Below are 26,106 nucleotides of genomic sequence, written 5' to 3' on the forward strand. Positions count from 1 at the left end.
CTTCGAATGCGGTGACAATGGTGCACAGGATAGCCGAGCCTTGGAGGACCCTCATGAGCGACACCGCCCCCGTGGCCCTGATCACCGGCAGCGCACGCCGGATCGGCGCGGCCATTGCCCGCCAGTTCCACGCCTGTGGCTGGTCGGTGGTGCTGCACGCGCATACATCCAGCGCCGAGCTGCAGCAGGCCGCCTTCGATCTGGAAAACGTCCGCCCCGGCAGCGTGCTGGCCCTGCAGGCCGACCTGCGTGACGCCGCCGCCCTGCCCGACCTGGTGGACCAGGCGGTGGCCCACTTCGGCCGCCTGGATGCGCTGGTCAACAATGCCTCCAACTTCTTCGCCACCCCGCTGGGCCAGGTCACCGCCGAGGCCATGGACGAACTGTATGCGGTGAACGCGCGCGCGCCGCTGCTGCTGGCCCAGGCCGCCGCCCCGCACCTGCGCCGCCAGCACGGCAGCATCGTGAACCTGACCGACCTGCACGGCACCGACCCGATGCGCGACCACGTGGCCTACACGATGGCCAAGGCCGCGCTGGAAATGGCCACCCGTTCGCTGGCGCTGGAGCTGGCGCCGAAGGTGCGGGTGAACGCGGTCGCCCCCGGCGCGATCCTGTGGCCGGAACAGGGCAAGGATGATTTCGCGCGCGAAGCGCTGCTGGCGCGCACGCCGCTGGCGCGCATCGGCACCGTGGAAGAGATTGCCGAGGCCGTCTACTGGCTGGTGGCCGATGCGCACTTCGTGACCGGCCACACGCTACGCGTGGATGGCGGCCGCACCGTCAGTTGAGCGTTCCGCCGGGCATGGCCCGGCGCTACCGATGCGGGCGGCGGGTAGCGCCGGGCCATGCCCGGCGAGCGCAGCGGGAACCGCCATTACGCGAGATCGACCACCTCGAACGTCTCGCCATGCTGCCGGTGCGCCCGCCACAGCGTGGCCAGGTCCTGGCCACTGACCGGGTCGATGAAATCCGGGGCGATGTCGGCCAGCGGCTTCAGCACGAAGGCGTGCTTCAGTTCCGGGCGCGGAATGCGCAGGTGGCCGGGGCCTTCCACGATCAGATCGCCGTAGAACACCACGTCGATGTCCAGCGTACGGTCGGAAAAACGCGGCCCGCTGCGATCGCGCCCATGCGCGTCTTCCAGCGCATGCAGCCAGTCGTCCAGTTCCTGCAGCGGCAGGTCGGTCTCGATCGCCACGGCGTTGTTGAGGAAGGCCGGGCCTTCAAAGCCGACGGCGGCGGTCTGGTAGGCCGGCGACACCCGCACGGCGCCGAAACGCTCGCGCAGGGCCGCCACCGCGGCGTGGAGGTAGCGGCGGGGCTGGACGTTGCTGCCCAGGCTCAGGAGCACGGTGGTCATGCGATTCCGGTGGCGGCGTTCTGGGGGACGTGGGCATGCCGTCATCACGGCGGCCTGCCTACACTCCGGGACGCACATGATAGGGCACCGACATGACCTATTGCGTTGGAATCGAGGTGGATGAGGGCCTGGTCTTCGCCGCCGACACCCGCACCAATGCCTCGCTGGACGACGTGCGCGTGCACCGCAAGCTGCACGTGTTCGACTACCCCGGCCAGGCCGCCTTCGTGCTGATGGCCGCCGGCAACCTGGCCACCACCCAGCTGCTGGTCTCGCGGCTGGCCCGCGATGCCGCCGAACGGCGCACGCCGAACCTGCGCGATATGAGCCACCTGTTCGAGGCCGCGGCCTACGTGGGCCAGCTGCTGGTGGAAAGCCAGGTGAAGTGCCAGCACAGCGAACACGGCCACGACGGGGTCAACACCCAGGCCACGCTGATCTTCGGCGGCCAAGTGGCCGGCGAGCGACCCGGCCTGTACATGGTGTACCCGCTGGGCAACGCGATTGCCGCTTCACCGGAAACGCCGTACCTGCAGATCGGCGAATCGAAGTACGGCAAGCCGATCCTGGACCGCATCCTCAGCCCAGCCACGCGCCTGGGCGATGCCGCACGCACGGCCATTGTGTCGCTCGATTCCACCATCCGTTCGAACCTGTCGGTGGGCCTGCCGATCGATCTGGCACTGATCCGCGATGGCGAGCTGCGGGTCGGCCAGCAGTTGCGGCTGGGGGCCGATTCGGCGCTGTACGCCGACATCCACCAGAACTGGTCGCGGCGGCTGGAACAGGCGGTGGAAAGCCTGCCCAGGTTCCCGTGGGAAACCTCGCGCGGCGAAGCCGGGTAGCGCCGGGCCACGCCCGGCGACCTGCGCTCAGGCCAATGCTTCGGCCACGGCGCGGAACACCTGCTGCATCTGCAGCGGCTTGCGCAGCACATGCACCTGGATGCCCTGCGGAATATCGTCGACGGGCATGTCCACCTGCGCCTCTTCCAGCACCAGCGCCGGGCCGCGATAGCCGAGTGCGGCCATTTCGCCCAGCAGCTGGCTGGCCGGCAACAACCGCGATCCCGCATCGGCAATCACCAGCGCCGGCATCGCCTCCTGCTGCATCCAGCGCAGCGCCGCCGGGCCGTCGGAAGCCAACTGCAACTGGTAGCCCTGGCTGGACAGCGCATTGCCGAGCAGCGACAGCCGCGTGGCTTCGCCATCCACCACCAGGATCGATTGGCCACTGCCCAGCGCCACCAGCTGTTCCACCGGCTCGCTGCGGTCGGCGCGGTCGTGCATCGGCAGGTGCAGCTCGAAACAGCTGCCCTGCCCCGGCTGGCTGCTGACCTGGATGCTGCCGCCAGCGCCTTCGACGATGCGCTTGCACGACATCAGGCCCAATCCGGTGCCCTCGGCCTTGGTGGTGAAGAAGGGATTGAACAGGTGCGACAGCGTATCTGCGTCCATGCCGATGCCTTCGTCGGCCACGGCAATGCGCATCCAGTCCACGCCCTCGCGCTGGCCATCATGGCGCGCGACCAGGCTGAGGCGGCCGCCGTCTGGCATCGCCTGGATCGCATTCAAGGCCAGGTTCAACAGCACCTGCTGCAGCTCGGTGGAATTGGCATCCACGGCCAGGCCTTCGTCCTGCACTTGTACATCCAGGGTGACCGCATCGGGCACGCTGCTGCGCAACAGCAGCGCCACCGCCTGGAACAGATCATCGATGCGGATGTGTTCGCTGGGCTTGCGCGAACCGCGCACGAACGACAGCATCGATTCGGCCATCTCATGGCCACGGCGCCCGCATTCGGCAATCACATCGGCCAGGTGGTGCAGCTGCGGGTCCTGGGTACGCGCCTTCAACAGGTCCGGCATGATCAGCAGCGGCTGCAGAATGTTGCGCAGGTCATGGCTCAACCCCGCCGCCAGCAGCGACAGGCTTTCCAGGCGCTGCGCGCGCATCAGCTCGGTTTCCACGCGCATGCGTTCCACCGCGCTGCGTGCCTCGCGTACCGCACGCGCCACCGCCGACGGCAGGCGCGCCGGCTGGTGCTTGATGATGTAATCGTTGGCGCCCTTCTGCAGCGCTTCCACTGCGTTGTCTTCGCCCATCGTGCCCGAGACGAAGATGAAGGGCACATCCGGCGCGCTCTCGCGCACGATGCGCAGCGCTTCATCGCCGGAAAAGCCCGGCATGCTCAGGTCGGACAGCACGATGTCAGGCAGGAAACCGGCCAGCGCCTGGCGCAGCTCGCCCGCGCTTTCCACGCGTTCGAAGCGGGCCTCCAGGCCTGCGTCCAGAATCTGTTCGGACATCAGCTCGGCATCTTCCGGCGAATCTTCCACCAGCAGGATGCGCAGCGGGCCGAGCGCGTGGGCGGTCAGGACCATGGGTTTACTCGCGCTCCGGCGCCTGGTTGATCAGCGCCCAGAACTTGCCCAGGGTCTGCACGGCACCGAAGAACTGGTCCACGTCCACCGGCTTGACCACGTAGGCATTCACGCCCATGTCCCAGCTGCGCGCCAGATCGCTTTCCTCGCGCGAGGAGGACAGGATGACCACTGGCAGGCGCTTGAGTTCTTCGTGTTCGCGGATCTGCCGCAGCACTTCCAGGCCATCCATGCGCGGCATCTTGATGTCCAGCAGCAGCACCGCCGGCAGGCCTTCCTCGCGATCGGCAAAGGCACCGCGGCGCAGCAGGTAATCCATCACTTCCACGCCGTCTTCCACGTGCACGATGGGGTTGGCCAGGCGCGCTTCCTGCAGCGCGTCGATGGCCATTTCAGCGTCGGCCGGGCTGTCTTCGGCCAGCAGGATGGTACGCAGAGTCGTCATGCGGAAGGACCTTGGTTGACCGCGTCCAGCGCGGGAGGCAGGTAGAAGTGGAAGGTGGCGCCGGCATCGGGCTCGGCTTCGGCCCAGATGCGGCCACCGTGGCGGGTCAGCACGCGGCGCACGCTGGCCAGGCCGATACCGGTACCGGGGTAGTCGCTGGCCTTGTGCAGGCGCTGGAACACCCCGAACAGCTTGGCCGCGTAGGCCATGTCGAAGCCTGCACCATTGTCGCTGACTGTGAACTGATGACCGCCATCGGGCTGTGCCTGGTAGTCCACGCGGATCTTCGCCGGGTCTCGGTTGCCTGAATACTTCACCGCATTGCCCAGCAGGTTCAGCCACACCTGGCGCATCATGTTTTCATCGGCCACCACGATCGGCAGCGGTGCAATCGTCCACTCCACGCTGTGCGCGGGCGCGCCGGCTTCGGCATCGGTCTTCAGGTTGGCGTCGAGCATGGCGCGGGTGTCGGCCACCAGCGATTGCATGTCCACGGCCTGCTGGCGCATGGCCGCGCGGCCCAGCCGCGAATAGACCAGCAGATCGTCGATCAGTGCGGCCATGCGCCGCGCCGAACTGGAAATGACCTCCAGGTAGTGGCGGCTCTTCTCGTCCGCGTCGTCGCCCAGATGGCGCGTCAGTTTGTCCGAGAAACCGGCCACGTGACGCAGTGGTGCACGCAGGTCGTGCGATACCGAATAGCTGAAGGCTTCCAGTTCGCGGTTGACCTCGGACACCTGCGCGACCTTGCCTTCCAGCTGGCGGTTCAGTTCTTCCACGCGCCACTGCACGGCACGTTGCACGGTCACATCGCTGATGGTCAGCAGCACCACTTCATCGTCGCTGTCGGGCAGCGGCATGCGCCGTGCGTTCAACAGCATGTAGCGCACCATGCCATCGGCGGTGCGCTGTTCGTGTTCGAAATCCCACAGCTCGCGGCCGCGCAGCAACACGTCGGCCAGGCGCTGGCGGACCACCGGGTCCTTCCATGCCCCATCGCCTACATCACCCAGCAGCGTGCCGTCGGCGCGCTCATCCTGCAGGTCGTACAGCTCGGAAAAGGCCGGGTTGTGCAGCTGCACGCGCAGTTCGCGGTCCAGCAGCACGATGGGTTCGCGCACGGTCTGCAGCACCGACGCCGCACGCCCGGCCGCGCGCAGCGACTGCCGCTCGGCCTGCAGGCGGCGCCCGATCTGCCGTTGCAGCAGCCACAGCACCAGGCCCAGCAGGCCCAGCTGCACGGCCAGCGAACTCCACGAAATGAACTCGGTCTGGCGGCGCTGGCGGCTGGCCTGCTCGGCGCGCTGGGCCAGCAGTCTCTGCTCGTTGGCCTGCAGTTCTTCCACCAGGCCACGGATCGGATAGCGGGTGCTCAGGTCCTGGACCAGCTCGCGCTGGTCGGTATTGGGCTCGGCACGGGCAAGTTCGCGCGCCAGCGCCATGCGCCCGTCCAGCATCGCTTCAATGCGACCAATGCGGATCAGCTGTTCGGGGTTGTCGCGGGTCAGGCGGCCCAGTTCGGCCAGGCGGCCGGGAATGTCCTGCGCCTTGGCCATACGTTCGCGCAGTCCCGGCGCATCCACGCCCTTGGACAGGGTCAGCGCGGCCGATTCCACATCGCGCACGTCGGCCTGCAGCTGCTGCAGGGCCACGCCCACGGCCTGGGTATGGGTCACCCAGGCCATCGCTGCCTCGTTGTCCTGCTGCAGTTTGCGCAGGGTCAGCCACGGCACCACGATGATCGCGGCCGCCGCCAGGGCCAAGGCCGGCAATCGCCAGCGGTCCCAGACATCATCACTGAACACCAGCGCCATAGTCCCTCGTCAGCACCGCAGCGGAACCGGCAATATAGCGCAGACGGTCACGGGGTTTCCCGGGCGCGGCAAAAACGGGGGCGCCCGTTGGACGCCCCCGTCGTGTTGCAGGGTCTGGCGCTGGCCTCAGCGCTTGGCGGCGGCATTCACCTTCAGCGCCGCCGCATCGACGCGGGTCACGCCCTTGATGCCCTTGGCCGTGGTCACCGCCTTGTCATGCTCGGCCTGGGTGGCCACCGTGCCGCTCAGGCTGACCACGCCGTTCACCGTTTCCACCTTCACTTCGGTGCCCGGCACGTTGCTGCTGGCCAGCAGGTCGGCCTTCACCTTGGTGGTGATCCAGCTGTCGGTCACCGGCTCGTTGGAATCGTGGCGATCGGCATGGGTCATCGCCGAATGGTCGGCCTTCGGCGGGCTCTTGGCGGCCGGGTCCTTGGCGAATGCAGCAGAGGAGGACAGGGCCAGGCCCAGGGTGAGGGCCGAAGCAATCATCGTGCGGGTCAGGGTGCTCATCGTGCGGTGCTCCTTCTGTGTGTGCAGCCAGTGTGCGCACCGGCATGTGTGGCAGGCGTGGCGCCACGGTCATGCCGCCGTGAATCAGCGCACTTGCACGGCAAACCGTTCAGTTTTGCGCAGCGCGCGTGCTCGTTTACCCTGCCCTTCCCGCCCCCACGGAGCCCTGCCATGCGCCCCGATCTGCAACTGGCCCTGATCGGCTACGGCCTGGCCGGCCGTGTGTTCCATGCACCGCTGATCCAGCACACGCCCGGCCTGGCCCTGCACAGCATCGTCAGTTCGCAGCGCGACACGCTGCTGCGCAGCTTCAGCGATGTGCACATCCGCGACACGCCACAGCAGGTGTTCGATGATCCTGCGGTGGATGCGGTGGTGATCGCGACCCCGAATGCGCAGCATGCGCCGCTGGCGCTGGCCGCGCTGGCGGCAGGCAAGCACGTGCTGGTGGACAAGCCTTTCGCGCTGGACATGGCCGAGGCCAACGCCGTGGCGGCTGCGGCCCGCGATGCCGGGCGCATCGTCAGCGTGTTCCAGAACCGGCGCTTCGATGCCGACTTCCTCACCCTGCAGGCACTGCTGGCGCAGGGCGTGCTGGGCGAGGTGGCCGAATGCCATGCGCACTTCGACCGCTACCGGCCGCAGGTGCGCGATCGCTGGCGCGAGCAGGACGGGCCCGGCAGCGGCCTGTGGTACGACCTGGGGCCGCACCTGCTGGACCAGATGCTGGTGCTGTTCGGCTGGCCGCAGGCAATCGATGCCGACCTGGCCGTGCAGCGCAGCGGCGGCAGTGGCGTGGATTATTTCCACGCGGTGCTGCACTACCCGCGCCATCGGGCCATCGTGCATGCCGGTTCGCTGGTGGCCGCACCGACGCCGCGTTTCGCCGTGCACGGTGAATTGGCGAGCTGGGTGAAATACGGTCTGGATGTGCAGGAAGCGCAGTTGCGCCGTGGCGTGGCGCCGGGCGCGCCGGGCTGGGGCATCGACCCACGGCATGGCGAACTGCTGCGCTGCGAGGCCGACGACAGCGTGCAGCGCAGCACCGTGGACAACGTGCCCGGTGATTACCGGCACCTGTACGCGCAGTTCGCCGCCGCGCTGCATGGCGACGGTGAGCCGACGGTCAGCCTGGCGCAGGCGCTGCAGGTGATGCAGTTGCTGCAGGCGGGCATGGACAGCGCCCAGCAAGGGCGGCGGATCGAACTGGGGTGACCGGCAGGGCTGCGCCCTGCACCCGCTCAATGCAACGGCAACTTCAAAAGCCTGCTATCCGTGGTATGGCGGGGTGGGTCCGGTCGCGGGGGACGCCGCAAGTACGTCCCTGTAGGCTTGGCCGCGGCTTGCTCGCGTGCGCTTTCCTGCGCACACGGCAAGACCGGGGTTTGGCGTCCTGCCCAACCCGCCCGAGGCATGCCTCGGGCCCATGCGGCTCACGCCCCCGCAACCGGACCCACCCCGCCTTCGACAATTCCCCGCGATCTGCCAGTAGATCCACGCCATGCGTGGATGACGTAGAAACAATCGGAACACGCTTTTGTAGAGTCGAGCCATGCTCGACTGGCTTTTGCGCCATGGGGTCAGAGCCCTTTCCTGCGGAAAGGGATCCGACCCCGACGTCTGCACGCCATGCGTGGATGACGTAGAAACAATCGGAACACGCCTTTGTAGAGTCGAGCCATGCTCGACTGCACCTGGCGCCATGGGGTCAGAGCCCTTTCCTGCGGAAAGGGATCCGACCCCGACGCTCGCACGCCATGCGTGGATGACGTGGAAACAATCGGAATCGGCGGGGTCGGACCCCTTTCCTGCGGAAAGGGCTCCGACCCCGGTTGCTTACGACTTCTTGATGGCGTGGCCGCCGAACTCGTTGCGCATGGCCGACAGCAAACGGTCGGTGAACGAGTTGGATTCGCGCGAGCGCAGGCGTTCCAGCAGCGACAGGGTGATCACCGGCGCCGGCACATCCAGGGCAATGGCCTCGGCCACCGTCCAGCGGCCTTCGCCGGAATCTTCCACGTACGGGGCAATGCCATCCAGCGACGGATTGCGCTTCAGCGCTTCGGTGCTCAGGTCCAGCAGCCACGAACGCACCACGCTGCCGTGGCGCCAGACTTCGGCCACCTGGGCCAGGTCCAGCTGCAGCTCGTCCTTGCGCTCCATCAGCGCGAAGCCTTCGGCATAGGCCTGCATCATTCCGTACTCGATGCCGTTGTGGACCATCTTGGTGAAGTGGCCCGCACCGGACGGGCCGACACGGCCCCAGCCACGGTCTTCGGCCGGCGCCAGCGTGCGCAGCAGCGGCGCGATCTGCTCGACCACCGCTTCATCGCCGCCCACCATCAGGCTGTAGCCTTCCTGCAGGCCCCACACGCCGCCGCTGGTGCCGCAGTCCACGTAGCCCAGGTCATCTTCGGCCAGCGCCTTGGCGCGGCGCATCGAGTCCTGGTAGTTGGAATTGCCACCGTCGATCACGATGTCCCCTTCGGCCAGGTGCGGGGTCAGCTGGCCCAGCGTCTGGTCCACGGTTTCACCGGCCGGCACCATCAGCCACACCACGCGCGGCACCGGCAGCGCGGCCACCGCGGCGGCCAGCGAATCAACCACCTGCAGGCCGGCCTCGGCCGCGCGCTGGCGCGCGCCTTCGCCGGGGTCGTAACCCACCACGCGGTGGCCGCCGCGATGCAGGCGCTGGGCCATGTTGGCGCCCATGCGGCCCAGGCCGATCATTGCAATATCCATTGTTTCACCTTCAGTTGTTGTCGGAAGTCAGGCTGCCTGGCCGGCCGGTCGTCGCGCAGGCACGCAGTTGCGCCTGGCGCCAACGCCGGTAGAGCGTGGTATGCAGATTGTGCAACGCCAGGTCGATGGAAAACGCGGTACGTGGGTTCCGGTCGAGCAGGCGCACGATGTGGTAGCCGATGGGACGTATACCGCGTGGGTGCACATAGATCACGAACTGCTGGTAGAACGGATCGTCCAGCAACTGGTCCATGCGTTCCAGGGAAGCGCGGTAGCGCGGTGCCAGCTGCGCCCGCAGCGCCGGATCGCGTTCGTACAGCAGCCGCTCGAAGTAGCGCCGGCCGACCCGTGGAATGCCCTGTGCCAACCGCCACAGCTGCGCATTGCGCTGGTCGTACCAGGCAAACCCCGCGTGCGCGGCCAGCGCCTGCGCGGCGTCGGCGCCCACATCCACCACCACGAAGTTTTCGGCCTGGTTGTTCAGATCGTCCAGCAGCGCCTTGTCGCCCACGTGTTCAATGAAGCCGGGCAGGCCCACGAACGCCTGCCGCCCCTGCGCCGACGCGCGCACCGCCTTGCCGTCGGCCACGAAGTCGCCGGCGTGTGCGCCCAGCAGGATGCTGTCGGTGGCGTGCAGGCCGAGGAAGGTGCCGATCGACAGCTCGGCCGGGCTGAACTCCGCATCGAAGGCCGCATCGCCATACAGCGCGCGCTGGCTGGCCAGCTGTGCCACCTGCCGGCCCACCCCGCATTCGGCGCGCACGCGGCCGCTCTGGAACGCCTGCAGCGCTGCGCTGTTGCTGCCCTGGGGCACGTAGCCGCGACCGAAGCTGCGCGTGCGTTGCCAGCCCTGGGCTTCCGCACCACCCGCGCCGAAGCCGATCCAGCCCAGTTGCAGGCCGGAAAACCGGAAACCGGGGTTGTCCTGCAGCGCCTGGGTGGCACTGCGCGTGGCCGCACCCAACAGGAAGCTGTACGCGCAGACCGTGGCGGGGTTGTCCAGCAGCTGCTGCAGCAGCGCCTGCCGCACGCTGTCGGGCAGATCCGCCGGCCAGCGCACGCGCAGATCACCGGCGGCCTGCGCATCGGCCAGCGAGGCACGCTGGCACACCGGGCCGCCGTGAATGTCGGGCGCCGGCAGGGCGCTGGCTTCAAAGCGCCAGCCCAGCCGTTGCAGCAGCCCCTGCGTGCAATCCACCGCGGGCGCCGCGTGGCTGCCCAGCGGGCCGGCCAGCAGCAGGCCCAGCAGCAGCGCCCGCCCCCGCATGCTCAGCCTTGGGCCGCCGCCGGGGCCGGCGCATCGGCCGGAGTGGGTTCGGGGGGCGCAGGCTCGCTGGGCAGTGCCGGGCTGGGCAAGGGTGCCGGCTCCGGCGCGCTGGCCGCCGGGGGCGCGGGCTTGGCCGCAGCCGCCGGCAGGTACTGCTGCAGGCGCTGGAAGAAGCGCCGGTAGAAATCGGCATCGGTAATGGTGCTGCTGGCCACTTTCACCAGCGAATCGTCGTTGCTGCCGAACGGCAGCGACACCGAACCCAGCGCGCCCACGCCCACACTGGCCGAGGTCGGGCTCTTCTTCAGCGCGTAGCGGTCCTGCACCGCGCTGACGAACACCAGCGCCTGGTCGGCGCCGCGCGGGGCACAGGAAATGCGCAGCACCAGCTGCTCGTGGTCGTCTTCGCGCGGCTGGAAATTCTTGTTGCCTTCCACCTGGCCATCGTCGGCGCGGGCAATCGCGTAGCCCTGGCTGAGCAGGGTGCGGCGGGCGGCTTCGCAGGCTTCGGCCGGGCGGCCATCGACGGTGCGCGAGAAGGTATCGCCCGAATCGAAGGATTCGCGCAGCAGCGCGTTGTCGGCAGCGCGGCCGCCACAGCCGGCCAGAGCCAGGGTGCCAGCCATGGCCAGCAGGGGAAAACGGATGCGCGGGGCCCGCATGGGTGCTCCTGCGAGAACGGAAGCCCCAAGGGTAGACCCGGCACCGTGTGCGGCGGGTCGAGGACGGCCGGCCCGTTGCTGCCGGTTCATGCGCCGGGTCCGATGGCCGCTGCGCTCGCCGGGCATGGCCCGGCGCTACCGTCAGGGCGCCGATGCGCGACCGCCAAACAAAACGGGGCCGGCATTGCCGGCCCCGTCGGGTATCACGGTGCGGTGCGATCAGTCGGCCCAGCGGCCCACGCCGGTGGACTGCGGCAGCACCTGCGCCGACAGCGGGCGGTCGGTTTCCAGCAGGTTCACCGCATCGGCCAGGATCGCGGCCGATTCACGCAGCAGCGGGTCCGGACGCTTCTCGGCGGCCTTCTCGCGGGCGGCATCCTTCACGATGTCGCGCTCGTTGCCGGTCAGGCCGTCATCGCTGCTGTCATCGGCCAGCGGGTCCAGGGCCAGGCCCAGTTCCTTGCGGATCACCTGGCGCTCCTTGCGCTGGGTGTCCTGGCGCTCGCGCTCGGCACGGCGGGTGGCCTCGTTCAGCGACACATACTTCTTCTCTGCCTCGTTGCGGAACTGCTGCACGTCCTCGTTCCACCACTGGAATTCCTTGTCGGTGGCGATACGGGTGTCGTGGCGGGTTTCCAGCTTCGGCAGCAGCGGCGCGAAGTTGCCGTACTGGGTGTGCGGCACAGCGGCGATGCGGGTCCACGGCAAGGCGTTGTCGTAGGTGCTTTCGCCGAATTCGGTGGCATCCACGCTGGCCGGGAAGGCCAGGTCGGGCACCACGCCCTTGTGCTGGGTGCTGCTGCCGCTGATGCGGAAGAACTGGGCAATGGTCAGCTTCACCTGGCCGAAGCGCTGGGTTTCACCGCTCGGCCAACGGTCCAGATCCACGATGTTCTGCACCGTGCCCTTGCCGAAGGTGGTTTCACCAATGACCAGGCCACGGCCGTAATCCTGGATGGCGCCGGCGAAGATTTCCGAGGCCGAGGCCGAACCGCGGTTGATCAGCACGGCCAGCGGGCCGTCCCAGGCCACGCCCTGGTTGCGGTCGTTGTTCACGGTCACCCGGCCGCCGGATTCGCGCACCTGCACCACCGGGCCCTGTTCGATGAACAGACCGGTCAGTTCAATGGCTTCGTCCAGCGAACCGCCACCGTTGTTGCGCAGGTCCAGCACCACGCCGTCCAGCTTGTCGTTCTTGAAGCCGGCCAGCAGCTTGGCCACGTCGCGGGTAGCCGAAGCGTAATCGGTCGCGTTGCGGCGGCGGCCTTCGAAGTCCTGGTAGAAGGTCGGCAGCTTGATCACGCCCACCTTGCGCTCGGGCTCGCCGTCCTTGCCCGGAATGGTCATGGTTTCGCCCTTGGCGGCCTGTTCGGCCAGGCGCACCTTCTGCCGGGTCAGCACCAGGGTGTGGTGCTTGCCGTCGGCGCCCTCTTCGGCCGGAATGAATTCCAGCTTGACCTGGGTGTCCTTGGCGCCACGAATCTTGGCCACCACGTCGTCGATGCGCCAGCCAATCACATCTTCGATGGTGCCCGACTTGCCCTGGCCCACGCCCACGATGCGGTCGCCCGGCTTCAGCGTGCCGTCCACGGCGGCCGGGCCGCCGGCGATGATCTCGCGGATCACTACCACGTCGTCCTGGCGCTGCAGCTGCGCGCCAATGCCTTCCAGCGACAGCGACATGGCCTGGTTGAAGTTCTCGGCCGTGCGCGGGGTGAAGTAATCGGTGTGCGGATCGACCGCGCTGGTGTAGGCGTTCATGAAGAACTGGAAGACGTCTTCGCCCTTCAGCTCGTTCACCGACTTTTCCATCGTGGCGTAGCGCTTGTCCAGCGTCTTGCGGATGTCGTCGGACTTCTTGCCGGCCAGCTTCAGGCGCAGCCAGTCATTCTTCACCGACTTGCGCCACAGCTCGTCCAGTTCAGCGCTGCTGGCGGCCCACGGCACGTCCTTGCGGTCGTACTCGAAACGCTCGTCAGTGGTGAAGTCCGGTTCCTGCTTCAGCAGCTTGCGCGCATAGGCCACGCGCTCGCCCACGCGCTGCTTGTAGACGGCAAACACCTGGAACGCCGGTTCCATCTCGCCGCCACGGATGGCATTGGCGATATTGGCCTCGAACGGCGCGAAGCGGGTCACGTCGGCCTGGGTGAAGTACTGCTTGCCGCCGTCCAGGGTGTCCAGGTACCGCTTGAACACGTCCTTGGCGGTGGCTTCGTCCAGCGCGCGCGGCCGGTAGGCGTAGCGGCTGTCGGACAGCAAGCCGTAGACCAGCTTGGAGGTGGTCACCTGGTCGGCGGTGGCCGCAGCCGGCAAGGCCGGCGAATCGGTCTTGGCCGCCAGCGCCAGCGGCGCTACCAGCGCCAGGGCCATCAGGAATGCAGGGGCTTTGAATTTCATGAACGTGCTCAAGGGCGGCTTGCCAAGGGGGAGACTGCGCGGTGTTCAGACACGACGACAGTGCCGAAAGTTGCCGGATTTGTCATCCGCCCACGATCGGTGGAAAACCAGCCTAGCCGGGCCGGTGTAGCAAATTGTGAATGCAGGGGGTAGCGCCGGGCCATGCCCGGCGAGTGCAGCAGAAGACAGATGGGTCAAAGGCGTGCGAACCAAGGTTCGCACCCACCGGGGCGGTTCGCCCCCCTCAGGAAACGCCGGCGCCCTTGGCCTGCACGTCGGCGTGGTACGACGAGCGCACCATCGGGCCGGAGGCCACGTGGCTGAAGCCCAGTTCGTAGCCGTAGTCTTCCAGCGCCTTGTAGTCTTCCGGGGTCCAGTACTTCAGCACCGGGTGGTGGTGCGCGGTCGGCTGCAGGTACTGGCCGATGGTGATCATGTCCACGTCGTGGGCACGCAGGTCACGCATGGTGGCCTTGATCTGCTCGAATTCCTCGCCCAGGCCCAGCATGATGCCGCTCTTGGTCGGCACCGACGGGTGCTGCGCCTTGAAGTTCTTCAGCAGGTTCAGCGACCACTGGTAATCGGCACCGGGGCGCACGTTGCGGTACAGGTCCGGTACGGTTTCGATGTTGTGGTTGAACACGTCCGGCGGGTTCTGCGCCAGGATTTCCAGCGCGCGCTCCATGCGGCCCTTGCCGCGGAAGTCCGGGGTCAGCACTTCGATGCGGGTGCCCGGCGACTTCTCGCGGATGGCGGTGATGCAGTCGACGAAGTGCTGGGCACCACCGTCGCGCAGGTCATCGCGGTCAACGCTGGTCACCACCACGTACTTCAGGCCCATGTCGGCCACGGTCTGGCCCAGGCTGGCCGGTTCGTTGGCATCGGGCGGCTTGGGGCGGCCGTGGGCCACGTCGCAGAACGAGCAGCGGCGGGTGCAGACTTCGCCCAGGATCATGAAGGTGGCGGTGCCGTGGCCGAAGCATTCATGGATGTTCGGGCAGCTGGCTTCCTCGCACACCGTCACCAGGCGGTTCTCGCGCAGCTTGGCCTTCAGGTTCTGCACGGCATTGCCCGAAGGAATGCGCACGCGGATCCACGACGGCTTGCGCAGCACCGGGGCATCGGCGAACTGCACCGGCGAACGGTTGATCTTGTCCCCGCCCATCTGCTTCACGCCCACCTGCAACGGTGCGGCGGTCGGCAGGTCGGCCTGCACGATCTGCAGGGGAATGGTGCGGGCGGTGGTCTCAGTCATGGCAGTTCCGGGGGGGCGGTCAGGCGGCCGCAGAAAGATCGGGCAGTTCGGGCGTGGGCTGCAGCAGCAGGCCAAACTGGCGGGCCAGGTTGTCCAGCAGCACCGGCTTGACGGCGTCCATCCCGGACGGGCCGCCCAAGTCTACCACCGAGGTCACCTGCAGCCCCTGGTAACCGCAGGGGTTGATGCGGTGGAAGGGTTCCAGATCCATGGACACGTTGAAGGCCAGGCCGTGGAAGGTACAGCCGCGGCGCACGCGGATGCCCAGCGCGGCGATCTTGGCCCCACCCACGTACACACCGGGGGCGCCTTCACGACGCTCGGCGCCGATGTTCCAGTCGGCCAGGGTGTCGATGATGGCCTGTTCGATACGGCACACGTAGTCGCGCACGCCGATGCCCAGCCGCGGCAGGCGCAGCAGCGGGTAGACCACGATCTGGCCGGGGCCGTGGTAGGTCACCTGGCCGCCACGGTCCACGTGCAGCACCGGAATATCGCCCGGGGCCAGCACGTGTTCGTCCTTGCCGGCCTGGCCCAGGGTGAACACCGGATCGTGTTCGACCACCCACAGTTCGTCGGCGTCGTCGTCCGTCCGCTGGTCGGTGAAGCGCTGCATGGCGCGCCAGACCGGTTCATAGGCCTGGCGGCCCAGGTCACGGACCACCGCCGGACGCGCCGGGCGGTTTTCGGGGGCGGCGTCGGCCGGGCAGCTGGCGGCTACACCGTCCACTTCACTTCCGGGTGGCCACGCAGCGCCTCATGGGCCACGTCGTACTGTTCGCGGTTCTCGGCCTGGAACACCAGGCGAACCGAAACATACTTGCCGTTGGTCGAATGCTTCCAGCTGATGCGCTCGTTCACCACGGTGATGCCCGCGGCCTGCAACAGGCGCGGAAGCTCGTGCTCGAGGCCGCGGTTGGCGGCGCCCATGGCACTGAGCTCGAACTGACCGGGGAACTGGAAGCCGTGGTCGGGGTTGTCGGACTTGATTTCCATGGGCCCATTATCGGGCCGGAAGGCAACAAACCCAAGAGTATTCATCAAAGTCGACAGCGGCACCGGCGAGCCGCTGCGTTGCAGGGGGCGAATGTGCCGGCCTGAGCCAGGCTGCTGGGCCAGCCTGCCGGGCCGGCCCCGGCAGGCAACGCGTGCCGGCCCGATGCCGGCACGCCAGCGGCCTACTTGGCCGTTTCCATCAGGGTGGAATTGACCCAGCCCTTGTTGCCCATTTCGTCTTCCACTTCCCACATGGTGCCGTCCTTCACACCGGTGGGGTACAGCAGCATGCCCGGCTCCAGCGCGCGCACCGCCGCACCGGTGCCCTTGGCGTTGGCCAGCAGGCGGCCAGCCTTCAGCATGGTCACGGCCTGGCCGGCATTGGCAGCGGAGGCATTGGCCGGCAGGCCGCCCAGCTCGGTCACCATGGTGCTGTAGGCCTGCAGATAGGCCAGGGTGATCACCTGGCCGATTTCGGTGTTGGCGTAGCCGCCCACGCCCATCGCGCCAATGCCGCCACCGCCGAACAGGCCGCCACCGGCGCCCCAGCCCAGGTCGGTTTTTTTGGAGTTGCCTTCAACGACCGCAACCTGCTCGGAGGAGCGCACATCGGTCAGGGTCAGGGTCACATCGGCGGTCTTCCTGCGGAAGTTCAGGCCACTTACGACAGAGCCGGCCTTGCCGCCGATCAGGCCGCCCACCAGGCCACCGATGGCACTGCCGCCAGCGTTGCTGTTCTGCGAGATCAGGTCCGGCACCAGAACGTAGTCGGCGGCCCGGATCTGGCCCTTGCCGATGTTGGACCGCCCGCGCAGCTGGCCTTGGCTGGCCAGCGCGCGCTCGGCCTGGGCCGCGGCCATGCCGACGCCACGGTCGACCAGGGTGAAGCACTTGGACTTGTTGACGAACACCTTGATCAGCTTCGAAGGCGCCGGCAGCTGCTGGCCGGTCCACCAGTTCACCGCGTCTTCCGATTCGATCACCGAGATGGAACCGAGCGGCTTGGTGCAGACCGGAATCTCGGCCTGGCCCTTCTTGCTCTGCTGCTGGGCAGAGGTGCGGCTGTTGGCAAAGCTGTCGCGCAGGCCGGCCGACGCCGGGGCACTGACCGCGACCAGCGCAGCACCCAGCAGCACGCAGCCCAACGCAGGGGGGAGCGAATTCGATTTTTTCATTTGAGTCATCCAGCACCTCGCTGTGGGCGAAGCACATTCCATGGTTTGAGAAAGGGTCCAGGACCTGGATCCGTTGCGACGCCCCCCTCAGGCGCCGGCGCAGGAGGTATGGCACGCCTGCGCCGCACGCCACAACCGCAGCTGACTGCCAATGCCGATGACGACACACGTGGCACACGCCCCCTGCCGGCACCCCGCCTGCGCCGCGCCCCCCGCCACGTATGGCTGTGCCAGTGGGACAACGTTGTTTTCGGAACAGACATGTGAGCGTCATGTGGTCGTTTTGGCCGCTGCCTGGATGTACCGTGTCGCGGCATAAAACGACAAAAGAACCCGCACCCGATGAGCTCCCCTTCCCAACACCGCCTCGCAGCCCTCGGGCTGTCGGGTCTGCTCGCTGCCACCCTCCCCCTAGCTGCCCAGGCCGCCGAACAGTGCGGCCCGGATGCCATGCGCGACCACCCGCCGCAGGTGAACTTCCGCGTGGACAACGACCTGTTCGGCGGCAAGGACCAGGACCAGGGCTACACCAACGGCGCCCAGCTCACCCTGGTCTCGCCCAATCTGGTGGACTACACCGACGACCCCTGCCTGCCGAAGATGGCGCGCTGGGTGAACCGGCACCTGGAACGGCTGCACCCGGGTGAGTTCGAGCAGCAGAACATGATCTTCAGCCTGGCCCAGGGCATCTTCACCCCCACCGATTTCACCCGGAAGGACCTGATCGAGGACGACCGCCCCTATGCCGGCGTGCTGATCGCCAGCTTCGGCTACAACGCGCGCCGCGGCGACCGCCTGCAGACCACCCAGCTGGCGCTGGGCGTGGTGGGCCCGTGGGCACAGGGCAAGCAGGTGCAGAACGCCGTGCACGATCTGCTGGGTGACGAGAAATTCCAGGGCTGGGACAACCAGCTGCACAACGAACCGGTGTTCATGCTGACCCACGAACGCATGCGCCGCTGGCCGGGCGATGCCACCGAAAATGCCGGCGGCTGGGGCTGGGATGCGATCACCCACTACGGCGGTGCGATCGGCAACCTGGCCACCCACGCCAATGCCGGCGCCGAAGTGCGCTTTGGCTGGAAGCTGCCCGACGACTTCGGCAGCACCCCGCTGCGCCCGGCCGGCGAAAACACCGCGCCGACCCGCGGCGGCCGCCCGGCCGGCTGGTCGTGGCACCTGTTCGCCACCACCGATGCCTCGTGGGTGATCCGCGATATCACCCTGGACGGCAACACCTTCCGCAACAGCCACAGCGTGGACAAGCGCAACTTCGTGGCGCTGGGCGGCTACGGCCTGGCGGTGATGAGGGGCCGCTGGAAGTTCGCCCTGGCCCGTTACCACAGCACCCGCGAGTTCGACGGCCAGCGCGAAGCGCCGGTGTTCGGCAGCTTCACCATCAGCCGCTCGCTGTAGGCGAGCGGCTGATGGTGAAGCGGGTAGGTGCCGACCGTTGGTCGGCACACCGGATTGAATCGCTCGCTTAGGCGAGCGGCTGATGGTGAAGCGGGTAGGTGCCGACCGTTGGTCGGCATACCGGATTGAATCGCTCGCTGTAACCGGGGTTGTAGAGTCGAGCCATGCTCGACTGCATTCACCATCAGTCGAGCATGGCTCGACTCTACAAGAAACGAAAAAGGCCGGCTTTCGCCGGCCTTTTCATTCACCACGCAGGTGCGTGGATCATTCCGATTCCCACCACATCCAGAAGCTGTCCCACAGGCGCTTGAAGAAGCCAGCCTGTTCAACAGCCGCCACGGCCACCAGCGGGGCTTCCGCCACCACCTTGCCGTCCAGGGTGACCTTCACGGTGCCGATCTGCTGGCCAGCGGTGAACGGTGCTTCCAGGGTCTTGGGCACGTCGATGCTCGGCTTCAGGTCGTTGTAGCGGCCGCGCGGCACGCTCACCAGCATCGGCTGGGCCACGCCCAGCTGCACCTTGTCGGTGGTGCCCTTCCAGACCTTGTGCTCGGCCACGGCCTTGCCCGGCTCGTACAGGCGGTGGGTTTCGAAGAAGCGGAAGCCCCAGTTCAGCAGGGCCAGGCTGTCATCGGCACGCTGCTTTTCCGACGAACCACCCAGCACCACCGCGATCAGGCGCTGGTCGCCGCGCTGCGCCGAGCTCATCAGGCAGTAGCCGGCTTCGGAGGTGTGGCCGGTCTTGATGCCGTCCACGCTGCCATCGCGCCACAACAGCAGGTTGCGGTTGGGCTGCTTGATGTTGCCGACCTGGAATTCCTTGATCTTGTTGTAAGCGTAGGTTTCCGGGTAATCGCGCACCATCGCCCGGCCCAGCAGGGCCAGGTCGTATGCGGTGCTGTGGTGGCCTTCGGCGGTCAGGCCGTGGGCGTTCACGAAGTGCGAGTTCTTCATGCCGATCTTGGCGGCGTAGCTGTTCATCAGCGAAGCAAAGGCTTCTTCGCTGCCGGCCACGTGTTCGGCCAGGGCGATGGCGGCGTCGTTGCCCGACTGGATCGCCATGCCCTTTTCCATGTCTTCCAGGCGCGCGGTCTGGTTCACAGGGAAGCCGCTGTAGCTGCCGTCGGTGCCCGCGCCGCCTTCGCGCCAGGCGCGCTCGCTCATCATCACCTGGTCATCCGCACGCACCTTGCCGTTCTTGACCTCGGCGGCGATGACATAGGAGGTCATGACCTTGGTGATGCTGGCCGGGGCCAGTTCTTCGTGCACGTTCTCGCCGGCCAGCACCTGGCCGGTGGCGTAATCCATCAGGACCCACGCCTTGGAAACAGTCGGCACCGGGGCCGGCGGCGTGGCCACGGTGGCCGGCGCAGCGGCGGCGGCAGGTGCCGGGGTGGCCGGGGTCGGCAGGGGGGTCTGGGCGGAAGCCAGACCGACCACCAGGGTGGCGGCCAGGGCAGTGGCGGCGGAACGGAAATTCATGGGACAGCAGGCTCCAGGGACGGCCAGGATGGAGGGTGGTACGAAGCGGCCATTGTAAGGCCGACGGGGCGGAGGCCGGCAGCACCGGCCCCGGTCGAATCAGTCTTTGACGATCTGCGGTGCGCCCAGGCCCAGACCGGCGATGCGGCCGACAAGTTCCGCGGCGCTGGCATGGTCGGTGGCGGGTACGCGCAGACGGAACAGGGTGCGGCCGCCGGCGGCGATGTCGCTGATGGTGGCGCCGACGATGCCGGCCGCGTTCAGCTGGCCCATGGCACGGGTGGCGTTGTCGCGGCTGGAAAAGCTGGCCACCTGCACCATCACCGCACCCACAACCTGCTGCGACAGAGTGGGCGCGGGGGCCGGCGTGCTGCGTGCCGGGGCGGCAGCTGCGCGCGGTGCGGCGGCGGCCACGGCCACCGGTGCACGCGGCGCCGGGGCGCTGGGCGGCAGCGCGCTCACTGCCACGTCCGGCAGGGTGCTGCTGGCAGCCTGGGTGGTGGCCGGCTGGCCACGTGCGGGCATGGCATCGGCAGGCAGGCGCTGCACCAGGCGGTCGATATCGCTGGCCGGCGTGCTGCGCGCTGCTGCTGTGGGGCGTGCCGAGGCCGCCGCCGTGGCGGCAGCGGCTTCGGCGGCACGGCGCTCGCGGCGCGACGGCTTCTGCGCCAGCAGGTTGCCTTCGCCCGGCTGCAGCGCGCGCACTTCCACATTGCCGGTGCCGCGCTGGGTGATGCCCAGGCGCACGGCGGCGGCATAGCTCAGGTCCACCACGCGGCCATCGTGGAACGGACCACGATCGTTGACGCGCACGATCACCGATTCGCCGTTGTCCAGGTTGGTCACGCGGGCGAAGCTGGGCAGCGGCAGCGTCTTGTGTGCGGCGGTGAACTGATACATGTCGTAGACCTCGCGGTTGGAGGTCAGGCGGCCATGGAACTTGGCGCCGTAATACGACGCGGTACCGCGCTCGACATAGTCATGGGTGTCGTCCAGCACTTTGTACGACTTGCCCAGCACCACATACGGCGATTTGTTGCCGATGGTCGAGCGTTCGACCGCGGTCACTTCCGGCTCGGGAATGCAGGCCACGTTGGGCACGTAGCTGGGGGTGCTGTCCTTCACCCCGGGCTTGTACAGGCCACCGGCGGTGTAGTTGCCGCGCGTGCTCAGGTCTTCGGTGGCCGCCGCATAGGGCGAACCGTCCGGGCAGTGCGCCGGGCGCCCGCCCTTGCCCTGCACCACCGTGCCCGCCACCTTGCCGCCGTGGCCGACGCTGGGCTTGTTCGGCGCGCTGCTGCACGCCGCCAGTGCGAGTACTGCCAGTGCGGGAACCAGCCATCTGATGTTCATGCCGGGGGCAGCTCCTGTCCGGCAATGGCCTGCGACAACTGGTGCACGGCCATCGCGTACATCTTCGAAAGGTTGTAGCGGGTAATGGCGTAGTAGTTCTGGAAGCCCAGCCAGTACTGCTTGCCGGTGCTGCCTTCCAGGGTGATGGGCGTTGCGGTGGCGCCCGCCGGGACCGGCGCGCTGGGCTGGTAGCCGCGCTGCGCCAGGTCGGCCAGCGACCAGGTGGGCATCCACTCGGTGGGGTTGAACTCCTCGCGGCCCGGCGCCAGCGTGGCCGGTACGACCACGGGGCCGCCGCGCACCCAGCCGCCCTTCTTCACGAAGTAGTTGGCGATGGACGAGAACACATCGTCGTAGCTGGTGAACAGGTCACGGCGGCCATCGCCGTTGCCGTCCACGGCGTAGTCCAGATAGCTGGACGGCATGAACTGGCCCATGCCCATCGCCCCGGCGTAGCTGCCCTTGAGCGTGGTGATGTCCAGCTTTTCTTCGCGGCCCAGTTCGAACAGCTTGGCCAGTTCATCGCGGAAGAACAGTTCGCGGCGCACTTCGCGTTCCAGCTTGGCCGGGTCGCCACTGCGCGGGTAATAGAACGCCAGGGTGTACAGCGCATCCAGCACGCGGTGGTTGCCGGCGTTCTTGCCGTAGCTGGTTTCCACGCCGATGATCGCCACGATCACTTCGGCCGGCACGCCAGTGCGCTGCTGCACGCGGTCCAGTTCGGCACGGTGTTCGGCCAGGAAAGCGCGGCCGCCGTCGATGCGCGCCTTGCTGATGAACATCGGCCGGTATTCGTTCCACGGCTTCACCCGTTCGGCCGGGCGGGCCATGGCGGCAATGATGGGCTGGCGCACCTGCGCCTGGTCCAGCACGGCGCTGATCTGCTGCGGTGCCAGGCCGTAGCGCTTGGCGGTATCGGCAATGAAGTTGGCGCGCGCGGTTTCAAACGGTACCGGGGTCAGATCCACCGGCGGTGCGGTGCTGGCGGCAGCTTCCGGCGCGGCTTCGGCCGGGCCCTGCGGCTTGCTGGCCGGGTGGCGCGGCGAACTGCTGGCCTGCGGAGACGACGGTGGGGACGTCGGCTGGGTCGCGCAGGCGACCAGGCCGAGGGTGAGCATGCAGGCCAGAGTGCGTCGAATCATCACCGCAGGTTAGCAGGTCATGGATGAATTAAAACCCCTAACACCATGAATCACAACGATTTGCCTGCAGGCAGACGCTTTTGTGAAAACGGTGTGAGTGACCTGCCGCATTCAGAAACAGAGGTGGCCGGTTGCGTCCCCATCCCCGCAGACGCAACCGGCGACCGGATCCGGTCGGTACTTGCGCGGCTGCCGCTCCCCAGTGGCAGTGCTCCGCGCTCCCTGTACCCGTTGGATCAGTACTGCTTTCCCGCCCGGCGCCCCTCGCGCTGCATCAGTGATGGCGCGCCGTGCCGAACGGGCCGCCATTGTGCAGGCCGATTGCGACAAATCTATTGATCAAGATCAACACCGGGTCAAAGTGTGATTGGTCGCCCACTTTTATTGGAACTTCGTCAGCGAGTGGGCGTTCACGCGGGGTTACGCAAACGCTTACAGAAACGGGTTTGCGCAGATTCAGGTGGCGAACGCCGGGGAATGGCGGCGGTTTCGCGCGGCGCGTCGTGTCGCTTTCGCCGCTACGGGCGCATCGCGTTGCGGACTTCTGACGAATTCGACTTTCAAACTTTCCTCATTGGTGCGGCGGGCGCGGCGTGCGAAACATGCGGGGCCACCGACAACAGGTGGCACGGGCTTGCAATCCCGTAGGACCAACGCGTTGTTTACGCTTGCCAGTCGGCGTCGTCTTTTCCGTGTGGGCGACGCCGGCTGGCAATCCGTCCGTGCGTCTCTGGCGGGCGGTGCGTGGGGGCCTTGTGCCCGCCGGTTCTTCGCCGTTGGTCCCCGGTATTGCAACCACGCATCGCCTGCCACCCTCGCCCTGCGTGCGGGGTGGCGGATCTGCCTGCCGCGCGAGGATCCTGCCATGACGCTTTCGCCGTACCCGTACCTGTTCGCCACCCTGGGCGACGCCGCCCATCAACTTCCGGCCGACATCGCCCGCGCCCTGGAAACCACACTGACCGCCCACCAGGCGGCCAATAGCGAAGACGGCACTACCCTGCTGGGCGCCCTGCGGCGCATTCGTCAGGTGGACGCCGCCGATGGGCAGGCCTGGCAAGGGCGGCAGCACACGCCGGGGCAGCGCATGGCGCTGGCGCGCATCGACCGCGCCAACAGCGGCCTGACCTTCCTGCTGGAACTGCTGCATGCCGCCGAACGCGTGCGGGTGGACGGCGACGAAGCCCAACAACTGGGAGACGACGCCCGCGAGGGCTTGCTGCTGGCCTGCCGGGGGTTGTCCGAATACGTGGATGTGCAGTTGCGCGTGGCGTGAGCGGAACGCGTACTGGCTGTTGGCTGTTGGCTGTTGGCTGTTGGCTGTTGGCTGTTGGCTGTGGGCTGTGGGCTGTTGGCTGTTGGCTGTTGGCTGTTGGCTGTGGGCTGGGTGGAGCAACTGTGTTGTGGGATGGGATTTTGGCCGTCTGGCAGACAGGCACGGCAAAGCCGGCTGCCGGCCGGCAGCCGCTGCCGTGCGCCCTGGGCTTGCCTCAAGCGGGGATCGGTCCGCTTTCAGCGTCGCGCACGCGGGCGTTGAGGATGACCAGCATCTTGCGCATCACGGCCACGATGGCCACTTTCCCTTCCTTGCCGCGGGCCCGCAGCGACCGGTAAAAGTCCCGCAACCGCGGCTCATGTCGCATGGCCGACATGGCCGCCATGTAGAGCACCTGGCGGATCTCGGCCCTGCCGCCGTGGATGCTTCGTCTCCCTCGCATGGTTCCGCTGTCGTGGGAGATCGGCGCTACGCCGACCAGGCTGGCAATGGCCTTTCCGCTGATCTGCCCCAACTCAGGCAGGTAGCTGGCCAATACCGCCTGCAATGCCGGGCCAACCCCTTTCATCGACTTCAGCACTGCCAGTTGAGGCTGCTGCGCGACCTGTTCGGCGATCTCTTTGCCCAGCCGCTCGACCATTGTCTGCAGGCGGATGATGCTGCCTTGCATCAGCCGGCGTAGCTCGCGGTCAGTCACCATTTCCTGCTGCTGGCGGGCCACGGTCAGTGCCTGCATCGTCTGTCGACGCGCCCGCACAAACTCGCGCAGCTTCCGTTGCCAGGGCTCCAGCGGCTGATAGGAAGGCAGCTCGACCAGCGCGGCCATCTGCGCCAATACAAGAGCGTCCAAGCGGTCCGTCTTGGCCGCTTTACCCAGCCCCTGAGCCAGTCTGCGTGCACGCAGGGCGTTGGCGCGGATCACCGGATGGCCGGCCTTGTGAAGAAAGTCCAGGACAGCCTGCTCATAGCCGCCGGTGGCTTCTAGAACGATCTGAATGGCCGGCCGCGTCCTCAACCAAGCGTCCAATTCAGCATAGCCAGAAGGGCTATTGCTGACCTGCAGGGTCTCACCGTCTGTCGTGCCGATATCCAATCGGCGCTTGCTCACATCAATCCCGATCCCGTTCATTGCCCGACTCCGTATAGTCTGGAAGGGTCGAGAGCTCCCCCGCTTGCCCAGTCTTATCGCTTCGAGTGTCCAGCTCCAGCAACTGTTCGGGCGGATCAAGGGAGAATCCGGCGTGGGCGCCAAGCTCCATGGCGATCGTCGAGATCCAGGCTTACACGGCGGCCCACGCCGGCTCTCGACACCTACGCTGCCAGATTTCCATCAGATAAGGCAGCTAGCGGATCAAGGGAGAATCCGGCGTGGGCGCCAAGCTCCATGGCGATCGTCGAGATCCAGGCTTACACGGCGGCCCACGCCGGCTCTCGACACCTACGCTGCCAGATTTCCATCAGATAAGGCTTAGCCGCGCCATCCATGGCGCGGATACCCCCGCGAACCCAACCCGCCCCGCCCCTGACAGTCTCCCGGTGCGTCCGGATGATTCACGGCATGCGTGGATGAACTCTGTCCGGCGAACGACGCTCCTGTAGAGCCGAGCCATGCTCGGCTGCGAGCAAGCGCAGCGCCGCGACCCGCTTTCCGCTCTTCCTTCTTCACTCCGTGGCTGGCGCGCACGGAACCTGTCCGTGGCCGGGCGGGCGGGTTGGCGGGTCCGCAGGCGCCAGGGATGGATTTACGGCGTGTCCCGCCAGCCCGACCTCGCATATCTGCAGTCGAGCGAGCTCGACTCTACGCTGCCGGTCGGTGGTAGATCCACGCCACGCGTGGATGGACTCTGTCCGGCAAACGATGCCCCTGTAGAGCCGAGCCATGCTCGGCTGCGAGCAAGCGCAGCGCCGCGACCCGCTTTCCGCTCTTCCTTTTTTCACTCCGTGGCCGGGCGCGCACGGAACCTGTCCGTGGCCGGGCGGGGTGGGCTGGCGGGACCGCAGGCGCCAGGGATGGATTTACGGCGTGTCCCGCCAGCCCGACCTCGCATATCTGCAGTCGAGCGAGCTCGACTCTACCCTGCCGGTCGGTGGTAGATCCACGCCATGCGTGGATGAACTCTGTCCGGCAAACGACGCCCCTGTAGAGCCGAGCCATGCTCGGCTGCGAGCAAGCGCAGCGCCGCGACCCGCTTTCCGCTCTTCCTTCTTCACTCCGTGGCTGGCGCGCACGGAACCTGTCCGTGGCCGGGTGGGGTGGGCTGGCGGGACCGCAGGCGCCATGGATGGCGCCTACGAGCCTTATCTGATGGAAATCTGGCAGCGTAGGTGTCGAGAGCCGGCGTGGGCCGCCGTGTAAGCCTGGATCTCGACGATCGCCATGGAGCTTGGCGCCCACGCCGGATTCTCCCTTGATCCGCCCGA

General features: G+C 67.4%; 22 protein-coding genes. 5 read left to right on the forward strand and 17 right to left on the reverse strand.

Annotated features, from left to right (window positions below; genetic code table 11):
* Positions 1–53 precede the first annotated feature (53 nt).
* A complete protein-coding gene (locus C1933_RS16725) occupies positions 54–791 on the forward strand; it encodes a pteridine reductase (RefSeq protein ID WP_108754164.1) in 738 nt (245 codons plus the stop codon).
* Positions 792–877: 86 nt separating this feature from the next.
* Here the strand turns inward: C1933_RS16725 and folK are convergent, their stop codons facing one another.
* Positions 878–1,363: a 2-amino-4-hydroxy-6-hydroxymethyldihydropteridine diphosphokinase gene (gene folK, locus C1933_RS16730; RefSeq protein WP_108754165.1), complete on the reverse strand. Its 486-nt coding sequence runs from the start codon at positions 1,361–1,363 to the stop codon at positions 878–880.
* Positions 1,364–1,455: 92 nt separating this feature from the next.
* Between folK and C1933_RS16735 the strand changes: the two genes are divergently transcribed.
* Complete coding sequence (locus tag C1933_RS16735) at positions 1,456–2,208, forward strand: 20S proteasome subunit A/B (RefSeq protein ID WP_108754166.1); 753 nt, start codon at positions 1,456–1,458, stop codon at positions 2,206–2,208.
* A gap of 27 nt (positions 2,209–2,235) precedes the next feature.
* On the opposite strand, the gene C1933_RS16740 is transcribed toward C1933_RS16735, so the two are convergent.
* From C1933_RS16740 to C1933_RS16755, 4 genes are all read right to left on the reverse strand, one after another.
* Positions 2,236–3,747: an ATP-binding protein gene (locus tag C1933_RS16740; RefSeq protein WP_108754167.1), complete on the reverse strand. Its 1,512-nt coding sequence runs from the start codon at positions 3,745–3,747 to the stop codon at positions 2,236–2,238.
* A 4-nt stretch (positions 3,748–3,751) separates the two neighbouring features.
* Entirely contained in the window at positions 3,752–4,192 is a 441-nt protein-coding gene (locus C1933_RS16745) for a response regulator (RefSeq protein ID WP_108750515.1), read from the reverse strand.
* Positions 4,189–6,006, reverse strand: coding sequence for an ATP-binding protein (locus tag C1933_RS16750; RefSeq protein ID WP_108754168.1), 1,818 nt, complete (start codon positions 6,004–6,006; stop codon positions 4,189–4,191). The genes C1933_RS16745 and C1933_RS16750 overlap by 4 nt, the downstream gene beginning before the upstream one ends.
* Before the next feature lie 126 nt (positions 6,007–6,132).
* A complete protein-coding gene (locus C1933_RS16755) occupies positions 6,133–6,519 on the reverse strand; it encodes a BON domain-containing protein (protein WP_108750513.1) in 387 nt (128 codons plus the stop codon).
* 171 nt (positions 6,520–6,690) lie between these two features.
* Between C1933_RS16755 and C1933_RS16760 the strand changes: the two genes are divergently transcribed.
* Positions 6,691–7,734, forward strand: a complete 1,044-nt coding sequence (locus tag C1933_RS16760; RefSeq protein WP_108754169.1) for an oxidoreductase — start codon at positions 6,691–6,693, stop codon at positions 7,732–7,734.
* A 621-nt stretch (positions 7,735–8,355) separates the two neighbouring features.
* Here C1933_RS16760 and gnd read toward each other — a convergent pair.
* The 8 genes from gnd to C1933_RS16800 form a co-directional block, all read right to left on the reverse strand.
* Complete coding sequence (gnd, locus tag C1933_RS16765; RefSeq protein ID WP_108754170.1) at positions 8,356–9,261, reverse strand: phosphogluconate dehydrogenase (NAD(+)-dependent, decarboxylating); 906 nt, start codon at positions 9,259–9,261, stop codon at positions 8,356–8,358.
* Between the two features lie 10 nt (positions 9,262–9,271).
* Complete coding sequence (locus C1933_RS16770) at positions 9,272–10,528, reverse strand: hypothetical protein (RefSeq protein WP_108754171.1); 1,257 nt, start codon at positions 10,526–10,528, stop codon at positions 9,272–9,274.
* Positions 10,529–10,530: 2 nt separating this feature from the next.
* Positions 10,531–11,190 carry a DUF2242 domain-containing protein gene (locus tag C1933_RS16775; protein WP_234414555.1) on the reverse strand — a complete coding sequence of 220 codons (660 nt, stop codon included), beginning with the start codon at positions 11,188–11,190 and terminating at the stop codon, positions 10,531–10,533.
* A gap of 219 nt (positions 11,191–11,409) precedes the next feature.
* Positions 11,410–13,587, reverse strand: a complete 2,178-nt coding sequence (locus C1933_RS16780; RefSeq protein ID WP_108754172.1) for a carboxy terminal-processing peptidase — start codon at positions 13,585–13,587, stop codon at positions 11,410–11,412.
* A gap of 244 nt (positions 13,588–13,831) precedes the next feature.
* Complete coding sequence (gene lipA, locus C1933_RS16785; protein WP_108754173.1) at positions 13,832–14,842, reverse strand: lipoyl synthase; 1,011 nt, start codon at positions 14,840–14,842, stop codon at positions 13,832–13,834.
* A gap of 19 nt (positions 14,843–14,861) precedes the next feature.
* Positions 14,862–15,572 (reverse strand): lipoyl(octanoyl) transferase LipB, encoded by a 711-nt coding sequence (gene lipB / locus C1933_RS16790; RefSeq protein ID WP_108754174.1) that lies wholly within the window; start codon positions 15,570–15,572, stop codon positions 14,862–14,864.
* Complete coding sequence (locus C1933_RS16795) at positions 15,560–15,838, reverse strand: DUF493 family protein (RefSeq protein WP_108750506.1); 279 nt, start codon at positions 15,836–15,838, stop codon at positions 15,560–15,562. Before C1933_RS16795 ends, lipB begins: the two co-directional genes overlap by 13 nt.
* A gap of 182 nt (positions 15,839–16,020) precedes the next feature.
* Positions 16,021–17,013 carry a CsgG/HfaB family protein gene (locus C1933_RS16800; RefSeq protein ID WP_108754175.1) on the reverse strand — a complete coding sequence of 331 codons (993 nt, stop codon included), beginning with the start codon at positions 17,011–17,013 and terminating at the stop codon, positions 16,021–16,023.
* Between the two features lie 342 nt (positions 17,014–17,355).
* Here C1933_RS16800 and C1933_RS16805 point away from each other — a divergent pair, with 342 nt between their 5' ends.
* Positions 17,356–18,429, forward strand: a complete 1,074-nt coding sequence (locus C1933_RS16805) for a lipid A deacylase LpxR family protein (protein WP_108754176.1) — start codon at positions 17,356–17,358, stop codon at positions 18,427–18,429.
* A gap of 267 nt (positions 18,430–18,696) precedes the next feature.
* Here the strand turns inward: C1933_RS16805 and C1933_RS16810 are convergent, their stop codons facing one another.
* The 3 genes from C1933_RS16810 to mltB form a co-directional block, all read right to left on the reverse strand.
* Positions 18,697–19,914, reverse strand: a complete 1,218-nt coding sequence (locus C1933_RS16810) for a D-alanyl-D-alanine carboxypeptidase family protein (protein ID WP_108754177.1) — start codon at positions 19,912–19,914, stop codon at positions 18,697–18,699.
* 99 nt (positions 19,915–20,013) lie between these two features.
* Positions 20,014–21,267 (reverse strand): septal ring lytic transglycosylase RlpA family protein, encoded by a 1,254-nt coding sequence (locus C1933_RS16815; RefSeq protein WP_108754178.1) that lies wholly within the window; start codon positions 21,265–21,267, stop codon positions 20,014–20,016.
* Positions 21,264–22,409 carry a lytic murein transglycosylase B gene (gene mltB / locus C1933_RS16820; protein WP_108754179.1) on the reverse strand — a complete coding sequence of 382 codons (1,146 nt, stop codon included), beginning with the start codon at positions 22,407–22,409 and terminating at the stop codon, positions 21,264–21,266. The genes C1933_RS16815 and mltB overlap by 4 nt, the downstream gene beginning before the upstream one ends.
* An 865-nt stretch (positions 22,410–23,274) precedes the next feature.
* Between mltB and C1933_RS16825 the strand changes: the two genes are divergently transcribed.
* A complete protein-coding gene (locus C1933_RS16825) occupies positions 23,275–23,685 on the forward strand; it encodes a hypothetical protein (RefSeq protein ID WP_108754180.1) in 411 nt (136 codons plus the stop codon).
* 214 nt (positions 23,686–23,899) lie between these two features.
* Here the strand turns inward: C1933_RS16825 and C1933_RS16830 are convergent, their stop codons facing one another.
* Positions 23,900–24,814, reverse strand: a complete 915-nt coding sequence (locus tag C1933_RS16830) for a transposase (RefSeq protein WP_108754181.1) — start codon at positions 24,812–24,814, stop codon at positions 23,900–23,902.
* Between the last annotated feature and the right edge of the window lie 1,292 nt (positions 24,815–26,106).

The sequence above is a fragment of the Stenotrophomonas sp. ZAC14D2_NAIMI4_6 genome, from assembly GCF_003086875.1.
GTDB lineage: Bacteria > Pseudomonadota > Gammaproteobacteria > Xanthomonadales > Xanthomonadaceae > Stenotrophomonas.